Raw genomic sequence first — 16858 nt, forward strand, 5'->3', positions numbered from 1 at the left:
TCCTCCATGAGGAATTAGTGTGGTTGAACGACGCGGGTCAGCGCAGCTTCCATTTCATCACTGTTCATCAAATCGGTGATGCCGATAGCGTTAAACCCAGCGGCTTCAATTTCGTCGGTGAGGTCACGCATGGTCAGAACAAAATCGATGTCTCGCCAGGTGTTGAGGCCCGAGAGGACGTCATGCTCAAGTTCGATGTCCCAACCATGTTTATCTATTATTTTTTGGGCTTTGATTTTTAGCATCAACGAGCTGCCCATACCGGTACGACAAACGATAAGACCTTTCATAGGGTATTCTCCTGTGGTGTGAAAATAATTATTTTTATTTAACTTTTAATTTAAAATAATTATTATCTGTGCACGACAGTAAATGATGTGATACTGCTTGCATTTTGTGCAAAAAGGCTAAAAATGAGTCATCATGATGTTAATTTGCTGATAAATATCAGAAATAGTTCTTCAAGTCTCAGCCCGATACTGGAGCGTGTAGGTCATTTCATCACTGAAAATCCTGATTATGTGATGCGACATACCATTTCAGAGTTGGCAGATTCCGTCGAAACCAGTGAAGGGAGTATTACGCGTTTTTGCAGGGCATTTGGGTTTAAAGGCTTTTCAGACTTCCGCACGGCGCTGGCAATCGAACAGGGGGCTGCGCGTCCGGATGATCGAGGGTGTGAAGAGACCGCGGCTGTACTCGCCAGTGTTCGTGACAGCAATGCAATTATCGACAGTATTGAGTTGCAGGCTGTCGCTACCTGGCTAAACCCACTGAGTAATATTGCGATTTATGCCGTAGGGACTGCGGTGCCCGTGGCGTTGTTTCTACAAATCAATCTGGTTCAGATGGGGAAAATCGCCAGCTATATTGACAGGTTCTATCCGACTGCTATCTCCCCGTTGGCTGATAATCAAAAGACCGGGATTATTGTTATCCATACAGAGCAGGTTTCCACCGATATGATGCAGGCGCTGGCTTTGGCGAAGGAACAAGGGATTAAAATCGTCTCTATCACTCGCGGATCGTTTGCGCCATTGAATCGACTTTCTGACTGGAATTTGCAGGCGGCGGTGGCATTGCAGGGGGAAGGGGAATCTGGCTTCGCTGAAGTTGCCGGGGCGATGATGGTGGCGGATCGTATGCTGAGCGCTCTGGAAGAGAAGGACGAGCGCTATGCGCAATGCCGTAAAGCGCATCAGAAACGCATTTTCTCCATTGAAAGCGTAACCAACAAGTTGTCGGAATACTTTATGTCGTAAACGTAGATTTCCGGCGTCGCGCTGTAGGGTCAGCGTGACGCCGGAAGAGCGGTGTTTAGTACATCACTTTATGACCATACTGCTCAAGAATGCCTTTCACGCGCTCCATGGTCTCTTTCTTCGGCGGGTGCACGCCATCGAGTTTGTACTCTTCGCCCATCGCCACCCATTTGTGTTTACCAAGCTCATGGTAGGGCAGGAGTTCGATTTTCTCGACGTTACCCATATCGCGGGTAAATTCGCCAAGACGGTGCGCGGAGTCGTCATCGTCAGACCAGCCAGGCACCACCACGTAGCGGATCCAGACGTTAATGTTTTTGTTCGCCAGGTAGCGGCAGAATTCCAGAGTACGGTGATTCGACACGCCGACCAGATTCTGGTGGATTTCGTCATTCATCTGCTTGAGATCGAGCATCACCAGATCGGTCACTTCGAGCAGCTCATCGATAACCGGATCGTAGCGACGGACAAACCCGTTGGTATCCAGACAGGTGTGGATGCCTTCTTTGCGACAGGCGCGGAACCAGTCGCGGACAAACTCAGCCTGAAGAATGGCTTCACCGCCGGATGCCGTGACGCCACCGCCGGACGCATTCATAAAGTGGCGATAGGTCACCACCTCTTTCATAAGCTCTTCAACCGTTATCTCTTTGCCGCCGTGGGTGTCCCAGGTATCGCGGTTATGGCAATAAAGGCAGCGCATCAGGCAGCCCTGGAAGAAGGTAATAAAGCGGATACCTGGGCCATCGACGGTGCCACAGGATTCAAAGGAGTGGATGCGACCAATTGCAGACATTGCGGTGTTTTCTCCAGATACGGCCCATCCGGGGCCAGTGTATGCACAGCTCAAAACCGGCTGTGTTAAGTCTGTTTTGACAGAAACCCAATACCCGATAGTCGAAGTATAGATGGCTGGCAAAGCAGGCTGGGGTTGGAGAGTCGTTGTTAAAAAGGCCCCACTTGCGTGGAGCCTTTATTGTACGCTTTTTACAATGTGTTTTCAGTCAAAACCACTTACATGGTCTGAGTGAAGGTACGAGTAATAACGTCCTGCTGCTGTTCTTTCGTCAGGGAGTTAAAACGTACTGCATAACCCGAAACGCGGATGGTCAGCTGAGGATATTTCTCAGGGTGTTCCATCGCATCGAGCAGCATTTCACGGTTCATGACGTTGACGTTCAGGTGCTGACCGCCTTCGATAGTCGCTTCGTGGTGGAAGTAACCATCCATCAGACCCGCCAGGTTAGTTTTACGCACTTCGTCGTCTTTACCCAGTGCATTCGGCACGATAGAGAAGGTGTAAGAGATACCATCTTTAGCGTAAGCGAACGGCAGTTTAGCCACGGAAGTCAGAGAGGCAACAGCACCTTTCTGGTCACGACCGTGCATTGGGTTAGCACCTGGGCCGAATGGCGCGCCAGCACGACGACCGTCTGGGGTGTTACCGGTTTTCTTACCATAAACCACGTTAGAGGTGATGGTCAGAACAGACTGAGTCGGGATAGCGTTGCGGTAGGTAGTGAGTTTCTGAATTTTCTTCATGAAACGTTCTACCAGGTCAACCGCCATGTCATCAACGCGAGAATCGTTGTTACCAAACTGCGGGTATTCGCCTTCGATTTCGAAGTCGATAGCCAGACCGTCTTCGTCACGAATGGGTTTAACTTTCGCATATTTGATGGCAGACAGGGAGTCAGCAGCAACGGACAGACCTGCGATACCACATGCCATGGTGCGAACCACGTCACGGTCATGCAGAGCCATCAGAGAGGCTTCATAGCTGTACTTGTCGTGCATGTAGTGAATCACGTTCAGCGCAGTGACGTACTGTTTAGCCAGCCAGTCCATGAAGTGATCCATGCGATCCATCACTTCGTCGAAGTTCAACAGGTCGCCTTTGATAGGTTCAGATTTCGGACCCACCTGGAATTTCAGTTTTTCATCAACGCCGCCGTTGATAGCGTACAGCATGGTTTTCGCCAGGTTAGCACGAGCACCGAAGAACTGCATTTGCTTACCAACAACCATTGGGCTTACGCAGCAAGCGATAGCGTAGTCGTCGTTGTTGAAGTCCGGACGCATCAGGTCATCGTTCTCATACTGCAGAGAAGAGGTATCGATAGAGACTTTAGCGGCAAATTTCTTGAAGTTCAGTGGCAGTTTTTCAGACCACAGAACGGTGATGTTTGGCTCCGGAGAAGGCCCCATGGTGTACAGGGTGTTCAGGAAGCGGAAGCTGCTTTTGGACACCAGAGTACGGCCGTCAACGCCCATACCACCGATGGACTCGGTTGCCCAGATTGGGTCACCGGAGAACAGCTCATCATACTCAGGGGTACGCAGGAAGCGAACCATACGCAGTTTCATGACCAGGTGGTCAATCATTTCCTGAGCGTCGGTTTCGGTGATTTTGCCTGCTTTCAGATCACGTTCGATGTACGCATCCAGGAAGGTGGAGACGCGACCGAAGGACATTGCTGCACCGTTCTGAGACTTAACCGCAGCCAGGTAGCCGAAGTAAGTCCACTGGATAGCTTCCTGAGCGTTAGTCGCTGGGCCAGAAATATCGCAGCCGTATTTCGCTGCCATTTCTTTGATTTGACCCAGAGCACGATACTGCTCGGAGATTTCTTCACGCAGACGGATAGTCGCTTCCAGGTTTACGCCGTTTTCCAGGTCAGACTGCAGGGAAACGAACTGGGCGTATTTGTCTTTCATCAGGAAGTCGATACCGTACAGCGCAACGCGACGGTAGTCACCGATGATACGACCACGGCCGTAGGCATCTGGCAGACCAGTCAGAACACCGGATTTACGGCAGTTCAGAATGTCTTTGGTGTAAACATCGAAAACGCCCTGGTTGTGGGTTTTACGATATTCAGAGAAGATTTTTTTCAGCATTGGGTCCAGCTCGCGATCGTACGCTTTGCAGGAACCTTCAACCATTTTGATACCACCGAACGGGATGATTGCACGTTTCAGTGGTTTTTCAGTTTGCAGACCAACAATTTTCTCAAGCGCTTTGTTGATGTAGCCAGCGTCGTGAGAAGTGATGGTAGAAGCAACGGAAGTGTCGAAATCAACTGGCGCGTGAGTGCGGTTTTCCAGTTTTACGCCTTCCATGACGTTATCCCACAGGGCGGTGGTCGCGTCAGTAGCGCCGGCCAGGAAGGATTCATCGCCTTCGTACGGGGTATAGTTTTTCTGGATGAAGTCACGGACGTTGACTTCGTTCTGCCAGTCACCTTTGGCAAAACCTTCCCAGGCTGTGGCTAACTTTTCATTAAGTTCGGACATGTAACACCTACCTTCTTAAGTGGATTTCTTATTTACTGCCTGAAACAACCCTTAGTGCTGATCGTTGCCACGCAGGTAAATGACCCAGTATGTCAACCCAACCAGCAGACCACCGCCAATAATGTTCCCGATAGTGACCGGAATCAGGTTATCAGTGATGAAGTTCATGACAGTCAGGTGAGAGAAATTATCCGGAGAAGACCCAATTGCGGTCCAGAATTCCGGGCTGGCGAAGTTGCGAACCACGATACCCATCGGGATCATAAACATGTTCGCAATGCTGTGTTCGAAGCCGCTGGCGACGAACATCGCGACAGGCAGAACCATGATCATGGCTTTATCCATCAGGCTGCGGCCAGAGTAACTCATCCACACAGCGAGACAGACCATCAGGTTTGCCAGGATACCGAGGCAGACGGCCTCAATAAACGTATGATGCATTTTGTGGTCAGCGGTTTGCAGGACGTTGAGTCCCCAGCCGCCGTTGGCGGCCATATATTCACCAGATAACCACATCAGCAAAACAAAGAGCAGACAGCCGACCAGGTTACCAACATAGACGTTGAACCAGTTCTTCGCCAGTTGAACCCAGGTGATTCTGCCACTTGCTTTTGCGACCACGATAAGCACCGTGGAGGTGAAAAGGTCTGCGCCGCAAATCACACACAGGATAAGGCCCAGTGAGAAGCAGATACCGCCAATCAGCTTGGCAATACCAAACGGCATACCCGCAGTGCCTGTCGTGGACGTGATGTAGAAGACGAAGGCAATGGAGATGAAGACACCCGCAGTAATCGCCAGGAAAAAGGTTTTAAGCGGTTGTTTCGTTGCTTTATAGACACCCGCTTCTTCGGCCACTTTGGCCATCTCAGCTGGGAGTAAAAGATCAAAAGGGTTGTCAGCTTTCACACTAACTCTCTCTTTATTAAGTCGGCGACGAGATACTAACAAAGCATTATAGAAGAGAAATTGATATAGATCATATCTCGCCTGGCTTATAGGCCCGCAAAACGCGTGGTTTTTCAACGAATGCGGCGTAACTTTTTGATTATAAAAATAAAAATAAATTTTAAAATTTACAGGTAGAGTTGAGTTTTTTCAGTAACCTCCCTTTTTAACGGTTAATTTAAATGGAGTAATATGCATTAAAATTAACATTGCAGGTAAGCTACTAATAATAGTGTTTACGCATGATTAACTTAATTACTACAAGGTAACGTTGACACCGAAGAAATAAAAACGGGGCCACACTTGCGGCCCCGTAATATAGCGCAGGCGAATAATTTCGCCATAAATTTATTGTGGGTTTACTTTTGGGCAGACCAGAAGCTAGCTTTTGCTCGTTGCAGCTTCTCGTAAGCTTTTAACAGGCTCTGGTGCGCCGGGAAGGCTTCCAGATCGCTGTCAACAGGCTGCAGACCGTAGAAAGCATCTTCGCCGCTTAGGGCTGCGCTGGCTGCTTCAACCGCCTCTGCGCCGTACATACGAACAAAGGCGTTCAGATACTGCAGAGGCTGACGCTCTTCTTCCTGTGACAGCAACAGCAGGGTCTGCAGGCAACGGTAGTAGTTAGCACGCTCGGCGCTGAACACGGACGCGTTAAATTCCATGGTCCATTCCGTCCAGATCAGGGCCTGTTCCAGATCGCCACCGGCCAGCGCAAGCATCGCTTTTAGCTCGCCAATGCGCAGGGTATACCAGCCATTGTCTTTCCCGGTCGCCATGCCCAGCAGTTCACGGACGCGGGTGAAGTCGTCCAGACCTTCGTCGTCCATTTGTTCGATAAGCGCCAGGTAATCTTCTTTTTCCCACTCACTGTTCGGCAGGGAAAGAAGGGTTTCACGCAGATGGCTGCCCATGTTGTTATTTGCCAGCCACAAGTCTTCGGCAGGATAAATATCAGACATGCCTGGCACCAGAATACGGCAAGCATAAACACTCAGGTGTTCGTAATCGGCAATATAAACTTCTTTATCTTCTGCCTTGAAAATAGCCATCAGGGTGGCGAATTCTTCTTCAGTGGTGCCGGAGAAATTCCAGTCAACAAACGGATAATCTGCATCCTGTTTGAACATATCCCAGGAGATCAAACCGCTGGAATCGATGAAGTGGGTTTCGAGGTTCGCGTGTTCAGCCACTTCTTCATCATCGAAGGTTGGCGGTGTGAAGACGTCGAGATCTTTCAGACCACGGCCCTGCAGCAGTTCGGTAACGGTACGCTCAAGTGCCACGCCAAAATCAGGATGCGCGCCGAAAGAGGCGAAACAGGTACCGTTTGCCGGGTTGAACAGGACCACGCAGATAACCGGATAGTTGCCGCCGAGTGAACCATCGTAGGCAAAAATAGGGAAACCTTCCGCTTCAAGCTTGGCGATGGATTCCACGACGCTTGGGTAACGTGCCATCACTTCAGCCGGGATCTCTGGCAAGCTGATGCTTTCGGCAATGATGCGGTTCTTGATATGACGTTCAAAAACTTCAGACAAACCCTGAACACGGGCTTCATTCGCCGTGTTACCTGCGGACATTCCGTTGGAAACGTACAGGTTACCGACGATATTCACCGGGATATAAATCGTTTCGCCATCAGACTGACGAGTGAAAGGCAGACCGCAAACGCCGCGATCGTCATTACCAGACTGAAGATCGACCAGCAGGCTCGCGGTCAGTTGATCGTCAGGATCGTAGAAAGCGCGCAGACGAGTATCAAGCAGGCCTTCCGGCACTTCGTCATCGTCAGTCAGCGGGAACCACTTTTCATTCGGATAGTGGACAAATGGGCCGTTGGCGATGGTTTCGCCCAGCCAGAAATCCGCGAAGAAATAGTTGGTGGACAGACGCTCAAAGTATTCACCCAGCGCAGAGGCCAGCGCCGCTTTTTTGGTGGCTCCCTTGCCATTGGTGAAGCACAGAGCACACTCTTTATCGCGGATATGGACCGACCAGACGTTTGGCACCGGGTTTAACCAGGAAGCCTCTTCAATCTGGAAGCCGAGATCGTTCAGTTTCTGCTGGAATCGGGCGATGGAGTCTTCCAGGGCGGCGTCTTTGCCGGGAATAAATGTTTGAGTCATGACAGTCACTTTTATCGTACGGAAAGCGCGCAATGATACGGGTTTTGCGTGTCATTCGCTATTAATCAGGTAAGGACAGTGAAAATAAAAACCGATAGCCAAATTGTCGGCTTCCTGTCGTCAAGCTGGCACATTCTGTTGTGTGAACCTCGCCACAATTCCTTCCCTGTGAGTATTTGCCATTGCGGGCTGTGTCACTGAATGGTAAAACCGATAGCCACAGGAATAACTTATGCCTGCGGGCTAATAACTTGTACAGCGTGGTGAGGGGAAATGACTCAGGTCTTCAATTTTAGTTCTGGTCCGGCAATGCTTCCGGCGGATGTTCTTAAACTGGCGCAACAGGAACTGTGTAACTGGCAGGGCCTGGGCACATCGGTAATGGAAATCAGCCATCGTGGCAAAGAGTTTATCCAGGTGGCAGAAGAAGCAGAAAAAGATTTCCGCGACCTGCTGAATATCCCTTCAAACTATAAAGTGCTGTTTTGCCACGGTGGCGGTCGCGGCCAATTTGCTGGCGTTCCGCTTAACCTGCTAGGTGACAATACCACCGCAGATTATGTCGACGCTGGCTACTGGGCAGCGAGCGCGGTTAAAGAAGCAAAAAAATACTGCGCGCCGAACGTCATTGATGCCAAAGTTACTGTGGATGGCCTGCGTGCCGTTAAGCCGATGCGCGACTGGCAGCTTTCCGATAATGCGGCGTACCTGCATTATTGCCCGAACGAAACCATCGACGGCATTGCGATTGATGAAACGCCAAACTTTGGTAAAGACGTGGTTGTTGCCGCCGACTTCTCTTCAACGATCCTTTCCAGCCCTATTGATGTGAGCCGCTATGGCGTTATCTACGCGGGTGCGCAAAAAAACATCGGCCCGGCCGGGCTGACGCTGGTGATCGTTCGTGGAGACTTGCTGGGCAAAGCACACACCGCTTGCCCATCCATCCTTGATTACACCGTTCTCAATGAGAACGACTCCATGTTCAACACCCCGCCAACTTTTGCCTGGTATCTGGCAGGCCTGGTGTTCAAATGGCTGAAAGAGCAGGGCGGTGTGGCGGCGATGGACAAGATTAATCAGCAGAAAGCAGACCTGCTGTATGGCACCATCGATAACAGCGATTTCTACCGCAATGATGTGGCGAGCTCGAACCGCTCACGCATGAACATTCCTTTCCAGCTGGCAGACAGCGCGCTGGATAAACTGTTCCTTGAAGAATCGTTCGCCGCCGGCTTGCACTCATTGAAAGGCCACCGTGTCGTGGGCGGCATGCGGGCTTCTATCTATAACGCCATGCCGCTGGCAGGCGTTCAGGCACTCACGGACTTTATGAAAGCGTTCGAACGTCGCCACGGTTGATCGCCCAATGTTCATCCCCGTAGTCTGACTGCGGGGTTTTTTATTTTCTGTTGTTGAGAGTTAAGTTTCATGGAATCCCTGACGTTACAACCCATCGCGCGGGTGGATGGCACCATCAATTTACCTGGTTCTAAAAGTGTCTCTAACCGCGCCTTGTTGCTGGCGGCATTAGCCAATGGCACCACCACGCTGACCAACCTGCTGGACAGCGACGACGTGCGCCACATGCTCAATGCGCTGACTGCGTTAGGCGTTCAGTACACGCTTTCTGCCGATCGCACACGCTGTGAAGTGACAGGAAACGGCGGTCCGCTTAAGGCTGCTTCTGCACTGGAGTTGTTCCTGGGGAATGCGGGCACCGCGATGCGTCCACTGGCCGCAGCATTGTGCCTGGGCAGCAACGATATCGTTCTTACTGGCGAACCGCGAATGAAAGAGCGTCCGATTGGCCATCTCGTTGACGCGCTTCGTCAGGGCGGCGCACAAATCGAGTATCTGGAGCAGGAAAACTATCCGCCGCTGCGACTGAAGGGCGGTTTTGTTGGCGGTGAAGTCAGTGTAGACGGCAGTGTTTCCAGCCAGTTCCTGACAGCGTTATTAATGACTGCGCCACTGGCAGCGCAAGATACGGTTATCAGTATCAAAGGCGATCTGGTGTCGAAACCTTACATCGACATTACCCTGCATCTGATGAACACGTTTGGTGTGCAGGTGGATAATCAGAACTATCAGCGCTTTGTGGTTAAAGGCGGTCAGACCTACCGGTCTCCGGGCGCCTATCTGGTTGAAGGTGATGCTTCTTCTGCCTCTTATTTCCTGGCCGCTGCAGCCATCAAGGGCGGTACCGTGAAAGTGACCGGAATCGGCCGCAACAGTGTGCAGGGTGATATTCGCTTTGCTGATGTGCTGGAAAAAATGGGCGCGACCGTGACCTGGGGTGAAGATTTCATCGCTTGTACCCGTGGGGAACTGAACGCCATTGATATGGATATGAATCATATCCCTGATGCGGCAATGACAATCGCGACTGCCGCGCTGTTTGCGAAAGGCACCACCACGCTTCGCAACATCTATAACTGGCGTGTGAAAGAAACAGACCGTCTTTTCGCGATGGCGACCGAACTTCGCAAAGTCGGCGCTGAAGTGGAAGAGGGCGAAGATTACATTCGCGTGACTCCGCCTGCACATCTGACGTTCGCGGAAATCGGCACCTACAACGATCACCGCATGGCGATGTGTTTCTCGCTGGTGGCGCTGTCGGACACGCCTGTCACGATCCTCGACCCGAAATGTACGGCGAAAACCTTCCCCGACTACTTCGAGCAGCTGGCGCGCATCAGCACGCTGGCCTGACAGTCGCGGATTGATGTACTGGGGCCGACTTTCATGTCGGCTTTTTTTGTCCCGTTCCACACTTTTTCCTCGATCGGCTGCAGTGCTATCTTCCCGATGGTTTTATGGATTTATCCATAATTTTTCAATATGTTAATCAACGGAAGATAGATATGAAGAATCGTACACTCCTCCTGACGTTGGCCGTATCGGCCACGCTGCTTTCGGGCTGTAAAAATATGAATGGCGTGGATCCGAACGGGCTTGCCAACGCCGGTGTGTCTGCCTATAAAGCGGCCACGCTCTCTGACGCCGATGCGAAAGCCATCGCTGACGGCGGCTGCAAAGAGATGGACAGCCAAAATACGCTCGCCAGCGCTTCAAGCTCTTATACTAAGCGGATCAAAAAGATAGCGAAGGCGCTGGGCAATAACATCAACGGTACGCCGGTTAATTATAAGGTCTACATGACCAGTGACATCAATGCCTGGGCAATGGCCAACGGCTGTGTCCGTGTGTACAGCAGCCTGATGGATATGATGACGGATAATGAAATTGAAGGCGTGCTGGGACATGAGCTCGGACATGTGGCGCTGGGGCATTCCCGCAAAGCGATGCAGACGGCCTATGCCACCGTTGCCGCGCGGGATGCTGTCTCAGCTACCAGCGGCGTTGCGTCACAGCTTTCAAGAACGCAACTGGGCGACATAGCGGAAGGGGCCATCAATTCGGCGTTTTCTCGTAGCCAGGAGTCAGAGGCTGATGATTTTTCTTACGATCTGCTCAAAAAACGCAAAATCAGCACCGCGGGATTAGCCAGCAGCTTTGACAAACTGGCTGCACTGGACAGCGGTCATGCGAAATCCCTGTTTGATTCACATCCTCCTTCAACCGAGCGTGCGGAGCATATCCGCGAGCGCATAGCTGCCGACAAGCCGTAATCTGTTGACCTACGGACTGGTTTCACGCCAGTCCGTTCACTGGTGTACATTTCTTCTACACTCACCTTCAGACCGTCTGTAATTTGAAAGCAGTATTAACGCTTCTCAGTAATGGCGCGTATAATGCGCGGCGTTTATGTACCTGACGCTTCTACTAAAGGAGAGAACGATGACGGCAATTGCCCCAGTAATCACCATTGACGGGCCGAGCGGTGCCGGGAAAGGCACTCTGTGCAAGGCAATGGCGGAAGCATTGCAGTGGCATCTGCTGGACTCAGGCGCGATTTATCGCGTGCTGGCCCTGGCGGCGTTACACCATCACGTTGATGTCACTTCGGAAGAGGCGCTGGTCCCGCTGGCTGCTCATCTGGATGTCCGTTTCGTGTCAACTAACGGCAATCTTGAAGTGATTCTGGAAGGGGAAGACGTCAGCGGCGAAATCCGTACTCAGGAAGTGGCGAATGCGGCTTCTCAGGTTGCGGCCTTCCCACGTGTTCGTGAGGCTTTGTTGCGCCGCCAGCGCGCGTTCCGTGAAGCTCCGGGTCTGATAGCTGATGGCCGTGATATGGGCACTGTCGTTTTCACCGACGCACCAGTCAAAATATTCCTTGATGCCTCGCCGGAAGAACGTGCGCAGCGCCGTATGCTTCAGTTGCAGGAAAAGGGCTTTAGTGTTAACTTTGATCGCCTTTTGGCTGAGATCAAAGAACGTGATGATCGCGACCGCAACCGTGCGGTGGCCCCGTTAGTTCCGGCTGCTGATGCTTTAGTGCTGGATTCCACGCGATTAAGCATTGAGCAAGTTATTGAAAAAGCGCTACAATATGCGCGCCAAAAACTGGCTGCTGTCTGATTTAACGACAAGCGCCTCAGAATTTGTAGTACCCCCGCTGCAAGGGAGTGTGAGCGGGTATGTGAAACAACCCCATCCGACAAGGTGTCAGGTGGACGTTAAATCTAACTTCGAAGATTAAACATGACTGAATCTTTTGCTCAACTATTTGAAGAATCTTTAAAAACCATCGAAACCCGTCCGGGTTCCATCGTTCGTGGCGTTGTTGTCTCTATCGACAAAGACGTTGTTCTGGTTGATGCGGGCCTGAAATCTGAATCTGCAATCCCTGCAGAGCAGTTCAAGAACGCAGCCGGCGAGCTGGAAATCCAGGTCGGTGACGAAGTTGACGTTGCACTGGACGCAGTGGAAGACGGCTTCGGCGAAACCCTGCTGTCCCGTGAGAAAGCTAAGCGTCACGAAGCTTGGATCACGCTGGAAAAAGCATACGAAGACGCTGAAACTGTTGTTGGTGTTATCAACGGCAAAGTTAAAGGTGGCTTCACTGTTGAGCTGAACGGTATTCGTGCGTTCCTGCCAGGTTCTCTGGTAGACGTTCGTCCAGTTCGCGATACTCTGCACCTCGAAGGCAAAGAACTCGAGTTCAAAGTTATCAAGCTGGACCAGAAGCGTAACAACGTGGTTGTTTCCCGCCGTGCTGTTATCGAATCTGAAAACAGCGCAGAACGCGATCAGCTGCTGGAAAACCTGCAGGAAGGCATGGAAGTTAAAGGTATCGTTAAGAACCTCACTGACTACGGTGCATTCGTTGATCTGGGCGGCGTAGACGGCCTGCTGCACATCACTGACATGGCCTGGAAACGCGTTAAGCACCCAAGCGAAATCGTGAACGTTGGCGACGAAATCACTGTTAAAGTGCTGAAATTCGACCGCGAGCGTACCCGTGTTTCTCTGGGTCTGAAGCAGCTGGGCGAAGATCCATGGGTCGCTATCGCTAAGCGTTACCCAGAAGGGACCAAACTGACTGGTCGCGTGACCAACCTGACCGACTACGGCTGCTTCGTTGAAATCGAAGAAGGCGTTGAAGGCCTGGTACACGTTTCCGAAATGGACTGGACCAACAAAAACATCCACCCATCCAAAGTTGTTAACGTGGGTGATGTCGTGGAAGTGATGGTTCTGGATATCGACGAAGAACGTCGTCGTATCTCCCTGGGTCTGAAGCAGTGCAAAAACAACCCATGGCAGCAGTTCGCGGAAACCCACAACAAGGGCGACCGTGTTGAAGGTAAAATCAAGTCTATCACTGACTTCGGTATCTTCATCGGCCTGGACGGCGGCATCGACGGCCTGGTTCACCTGTCTGACATCTCCTGGAACGTTGCAGGCGAAGAAGCAGTACGTGAATACAAGAAAGGCGACGAAATCGCAGCAGTTGTTCTGCAGGTTGACGCAGAGCGTGAGCGTATCTCCCTGGGCGTTAAACAGCTCGCAGAAGATCCGTTCAACAACTGGGTTGCTCTGAACAAGAAAGGCGCTATCGTTAACGGTAAAGTGACTGCCGTTGACGCGAAAGGCGCAACCGTAGAACTGGCTGACGGCGTTGAAGGTTACCTGCGTGCTTCTGAAGCATCCCGTGACCGCGTTGAAGATGCCACTCTGGTTCTGAACGTAGGCGACGACGTTGAAGCTAAATTCACCGGTGTTGACCGTAAGAACCGTGCAATCAGCCTGTCTGTTCGTGCTAAAGACGAAGCTGACGAGAAAGATGCCATCGCGACTGTTAACAACAAACAGGAAGAAGGCAACTTCTCTAACGCTATGGCTGAAGCATTCAAGGCAGCTAAAGGCGAGTAATCAAGTTACTCTTTACGAGTCACTTGACAGATTGCAGGATTCGTCCTGTAATCAATGACAAAGGGCGGCTGCGGCCGCCCTTGTTCAAGCTGTCAGCTTACACTTTCCTTAAAGGAAACCGGAGGAATCATGACCAAGTCAGAGCTCATCGAAAGACTTGCAACCCAGCAATCTCACATCCCTGCGAAAGCGGTTGAAGATGCTGTGAAAGAGATGCTGGAACATATGGCCTCTACGCTGGCCCAGGGCGAGCGCATTGAAATCCGCGGTTTCGGCAGCTTCTCTTTGCATTACCGTGCCCCACGTGTTGGGCGCAACCCAAAAACTGGCGATAAAGTCGAGCTGGAAGGTAAATACGTTCCGCACTTTAAGCCGGGTAAAGAACTGCGCGATCGCGCCAATATTTACGGTTGAGTTAGTGCGGCAGCGCCGCGTAACTTGAACGAAAAAAAGCACCTGCGGGTGCTTTTTTTATGGCTGCAATAGCACCATGCGCATTCCATCTCCGGTTTTTTCCGAGCTTGTTCGCAGAGTGACTGTATCTCTTTAGCTTTCACAACATTTCCCCTGAAAGACCCTCGCATTCCCTGCTTTTTAATGACGACAACCTAACGCCCGGGCACGACACTGCACTGTCACAGGGAGGTGTCGATGCGATTATCCACTTTAGCTTTTTGCTCCATCATCGGTATAAGTCCGCTGTTATGGCTGCCAGAATTACCATCAAAGATGCTGACCTGCGGTATCGCGGTGATCGGCCTGGTATTCTGTTTGAGGCGGGGCTATTTCAGAGCCACAGGGCTAGTGCTTCTGTTTTTCTGTTGGGGCATCTTTTCAGCACTTCTTACGGTCTCGCCAGCAAACACGCTGACGGGCAAGCCTATGCAGGTCGATCTGCTGATCACTGGCACGGACGGGGCGACGAAGCATGTCGCGAAGTTAATCCGCATCAACGGCCATCGACAATTTCCGGCTCCTGGGATTGTGTTGTATGGGCAGGAATTACCTGAAAAACCTTGTGTCGGCCAGCTCTGGCATATGACGGTGAGTGCGCGTGCTGTTCATGGCCAGCTCAATGACGGCATGTTCGACAGCCAGCGTCATGCCATTTCACTACGGTTGCCGTTGACCGGGCGTTTTACCTCCGCAGAAATCATCGATGGGCGTTGTCATTTGCGCTCCCGCATTGTGGCACCCCTGGCAGAAAGTCTGGAAAAGTACCCCTGGCGTAGTGTGATGCTGGCACTGGCTGTCGGGGAAAGGTCTGCTGTATCGGCAGAAGCAAAAGCTCTGCTGCAGGAAACGGGAACAGCCCATTTGCTGGCAATCTCCGGCCTGCATATTTCGCTGATGGCTATGCTGGGTTGGGGGGTGTTACGAGGCGTACAGTGGGTTTTGCCTTGTCGATGGATTGACTGGCGAATGCCGCTGATTGGTGCGTTTATCGCCGCAGCACTTTACTCGTGGATCAGTGGCTTTCAGCCTCCGGCTCAACGAACGTTGATCGCCGCTGGATGCTGGTTACTGCTGCGGTTTAGCGGAAAGCTCTGGCGTTCCTGGGAGGTATGGCTGTGCTGCGTTGCGGCCATTTTGTTGATGGAGCCTCTGGCTATTCTGTCGCAAAGCCTTTGGTTATCAGCATTTGCGGTAGCTGCCTTAATCTTCTGGTATCAGTGGGTACCGTGCCAGACGATACGCGGCGGCTCAATAGTGAATGCCATTTGGAAATTACTGCATTTGCAGTTGGGGCTGATGGCGCTACTGCTTCCCTTGCAAATTGCCAGCTTTCACGGACTGTCATGGATTTCTGTGCCAGCCAACATTGTGGCGGTCCCTTTGGTGACGTTATGCGTGATTCCTTTGCTGATGTTGGGAATGTTGATGCATTACACAGGGGCAGCAGCACTGAGTGATGTCATCTGGAGGCTGGCCGATCGCTTAGTAGCACTGCTATTTTGGTTTTTGGATAAACTCCCTGACGGCTGGCTGGCGGTAGATTTTCGCTGGCAGCATCTGGTGCTGCTTCCGTGGCTTGCCATTGTTTTTTACCGACTCAACGGTTGGCGAAACTGGCCCGCAGTGGGCATAAGCTGCTGTGTCATTCTTGCTTATCCCTTGTGGAAAAAGCCATCACCCGGGAACTGGTCTTTGACGATGCTTGATGTCGGGCAAGGGCTATCGATGGTGATTGCACGTAACGGCAAGGCGCTCTTGTACGATACCGGTCTTGCCTGGCCGGGCGGAGATAGCGCTCAGCAGCTCATCGTGCCTTGGTTACGCTGGCACCATTTACAGCCAGAAGGCATCATTCTTAGCCACGAACATCTCGATCATCGCGGCGGATTGGACACCCTGCAGAAAACCTGGCCGGCACTTTGGGTCAGAAGCCCACTGGGCTGGAAAGGCCATCAACCTTGTTTCAGGGGCGAAACCTGGCACTGGCAACAACTTACGTTCAAGGTGATATGGCCTTTAGTAGGCACACAGGAAACCGGAAACAATCACTCATGCGTGGTGAAAATTGACGATGGCCGCTATAGCGTTTTGCTGACGGGAGATATTGAATCACCAGCAGAATTATCAATGTTGAGTCATTACTGGCAGCATCTTCGGTCTACACTTGTTCAGGTGCCACATCATGGCAGTTCGACTTCCTCCTCGACGGCGCTGATAAGTCGGGTGGAAGGCGAGGTGGCACTGGCCTCAGCGGCACGCTACAACGCATGGCATTTCCCTTCAGTGAAGGTGAAAAGCCGTTATCAAAAGCAAGGCTATCACTGGCTCGACACCCCGCATCAGGGGCAAATGACGGTTAACTTTTCGCCTGAAGGCTGGCAAATCCAGAGCTTACGCGATCAAATAATCCCCCGCTGGTACCATCAGTGGTTTGGCGATACCCGTGATAACGGGTAGAATGTGCGGCTATCTCAACATAAGCTG

The 16858-nt window shown here is 51.6% G+C and carries 13 protein-coding genes; 8 read left to right on the forward strand and 5 right to left on the reverse strand.

Translation table 11 applies throughout. The features are described from left to right. Positions 1-14: 14 nt before the first annotated feature. Positions 15-290, reverse strand: coding sequence for a PTS sugar transporter subunit IIB (locus tag ACLW56_RS13595; RefSeq protein ID WP_330984304.1), 276 nt, complete (start codon positions 288-290; stop codon positions 15-17). Between the two features lie 123 nt (positions 291-413). On the opposite strand from ACLW56_RS13595, the gene ACLW56_RS13600 reads away from it, so the two are divergent. Next, the gene (locus ACLW56_RS13600; RefSeq protein ID WP_330984305.1) at positions 414-1262 is read left to right on the forward strand and encodes a MurR/RpiR family transcriptional regulator; all 849 of its coding nucleotides are present in this window, start codon (positions 414-416) and stop codon (positions 1260-1262) included. A 55-nt stretch (positions 1263-1317) separates the two neighbouring features. Here the strand turns inward: ACLW56_RS13600 and pflA are convergent, their stop codons facing one another. The 4 genes from pflA to ycaO all read right to left on the reverse strand — a co-directional run bounded on the left by pflA (position 1318) and on the right by ycaO (position 7633). Then, positions 1318-2058 (reverse strand): pyruvate formate lyase 1-activating protein, encoded by a 741-nt coding sequence (gene pflA / locus ACLW56_RS13605; RefSeq protein WP_330984306.1) that lies wholly within the window; start codon positions 2056-2058, stop codon positions 1318-1320. A 218-nt stretch (positions 2059-2276) separates the two neighbouring features. Further along, positions 2277-4559 (reverse strand): formate C-acetyltransferase, encoded by a 2283-nt coding sequence (gene pflB / locus ACLW56_RS13610; RefSeq protein ID WP_330984307.1) that lies wholly within the window; start codon positions 4557-4559, stop codon positions 2277-2279. A gap of 51 nt (positions 4560-4610) precedes the next feature. After that, complete coding sequence (gene focA, locus ACLW56_RS13615; RefSeq protein ID WP_330984308.1) at positions 4611-5468, reverse strand: formate transporter FocA; 858 nt, start codon at positions 5466-5468, stop codon at positions 4611-4613. 398 nt (positions 5469-5866) lie between these two features. Then, positions 5867-7633 carry a 30S ribosomal protein S12 methylthiotransferase accessory factor YcaO gene (gene ycaO / locus ACLW56_RS13620; protein WP_330984309.1) on the reverse strand — a complete coding sequence of 589 codons (1767 nt, stop codon included), beginning with the start codon at positions 7631-7633 and terminating at the stop codon, positions 5867-5869. A gap of 273 nt (positions 7634-7906) precedes the next feature. On the opposite strand from ycaO, the gene serC reads away from it, so the two are divergent. From serC to ACLW56_RS13655, 7 genes are all read left to right on the forward strand, one after another. Continuing rightward, on the forward strand, positions 7907-8995 hold the full coding sequence (serC, locus tag ACLW56_RS13625) for a 3-phosphoserine/phosphohydroxythreonine transaminase (RefSeq protein WP_330984310.1): 1089 nt from the start codon (positions 7907-7909) through the stop codon (positions 8993-8995). A gap of 69 nt (positions 8996-9064) precedes the next feature. Then, on the forward strand, positions 9065-10348 hold the full coding sequence (gene aroA, locus ACLW56_RS13630; protein WP_330984311.1) for a 3-phosphoshikimate 1-carboxyvinyltransferase: 1284 nt from the start codon (positions 9065-9067) through the stop codon (positions 10346-10348). A gap of 152 nt (positions 10349-10500) precedes the next feature. Continuing rightward, positions 10501-11268 (forward strand): M48 family metallopeptidase, encoded by a 768-nt coding sequence (locus ACLW56_RS13635; RefSeq protein WP_330984312.1) that lies wholly within the window; start codon positions 10501-10503, stop codon positions 11266-11268. Between the two features lie 169 nt (positions 11269-11437). Next, a complete protein-coding gene (cmk, locus tag ACLW56_RS13640; protein WP_330984313.1) occupies positions 11438-12121 on the forward strand; it encodes a (d)CMP kinase in 684 nt (227 codons plus the stop codon). A gap of 123 nt (positions 12122-12244) precedes the next feature. Continuing rightward, positions 12245-13918, forward strand: a complete 1674-nt coding sequence (gene rpsA / locus ACLW56_RS13645; RefSeq protein ID WP_330984314.1) for a 30S ribosomal protein S1 — start codon at positions 12245-12247, stop codon at positions 13916-13918. A 129-nt stretch (positions 13919-14047) separates the two neighbouring features. Beyond that, the gene (ihfB, locus tag ACLW56_RS13650; RefSeq protein ID WP_154158149.1) at positions 14048-14332 is read left to right on the forward strand and encodes an integration host factor subunit beta; all 285 of its coding nucleotides are present in this window, start codon (positions 14048-14050) and stop codon (positions 14330-14332) included. A 237-nt stretch (positions 14333-14569) separates the two neighbouring features. Then, a complete protein-coding gene (locus ACLW56_RS13655) occupies positions 14570-16831 on the forward strand; it encodes a ComEC family protein (protein WP_330984315.1) in 2262 nt (753 codons plus the stop codon). The last annotated feature ends 27 nt before the right edge of the window (positions 16832-16858 follow it).

Origin of the sequence: Pantoea sp. sgz302252, from assembly GCF_047713085.1 — a bacterium.
In the GTDB taxonomy this organism is placed as follows: Bacteria; Pseudomonadota; Gammaproteobacteria; order Enterobacterales; family Enterobacteriaceae; genus Scandinavium.

Coding starts and splice junctions, on each gene's coding strand:
- pflB (WP_330984307.1), bottom strand. CDS start 4,559: ATGTCCGAACTTAATGAAAAGTTAGCCACAGCCTGGGAAGGTTTTGCC.
- cmk (WP_330984313.1), top strand. CDS start 11,438: ATGACGGCAATTGCCCCAGTAATCACCATTGACGGGCCGAGCGGTGCC.
- rpsA (WP_330984314.1), top strand. CDS start 12,245: ATGACTGAATCTTTTGCTCAACTATTTGAAGAATCTTTAAAAACCATC.
- ihfB (WP_154158149.1), top strand. CDS start 14,048: ATGACCAAGTCAGAGCTCATCGAAAGACTTGCAACCCAGCAATCTCAC.
- ACLW56_RS13635 (WP_330984312.1), top strand. CDS start 10,501: ATGAAGAATCGTACACTCCTCCTGACGTTGGCCGTATCGGCCACGCTG.
- serC (WP_330984310.1), top strand. CDS start 7,907: ATGACTCAGGTCTTCAATTTTAGTTCTGGTCCGGCAATGCTTCCGGCG.
- ACLW56_RS13595 (WP_330984304.1), bottom strand. CDS start 290: ATGAAAGGTCTTATCGTTTGTCGTACCGGTATGGGCAGCTCGTTGATG.
- ACLW56_RS13655 (WP_330984315.1), top strand. CDS start 14,570: ATGCGATTATCCACTTTAGCTTTTTGCTCCATCATCGGTATAAGTCCG.
- ycaO (WP_330984309.1), bottom strand. CDS start 7,633: ATGACTCAAACATTTATTCCCGGCAAAGACGCCGCCCTGGAAGACTCC.
- pflA (WP_330984306.1), bottom strand. CDS start 2,058: ATGTCTGCAATTGGTCGCATCCACTCCTTTGAATCCTGTGGCACCGTC.
- aroA (WP_330984311.1), top strand. CDS start 9,065: ATGGAATCCCTGACGTTACAACCCATCGCGCGGGTGGATGGCACCATC.
- ACLW56_RS13600 (WP_330984305.1), top strand. CDS start 414: ATGAGTCATCATGATGTTAATTTGCTGATAAATATCAGAAATAGTTCT.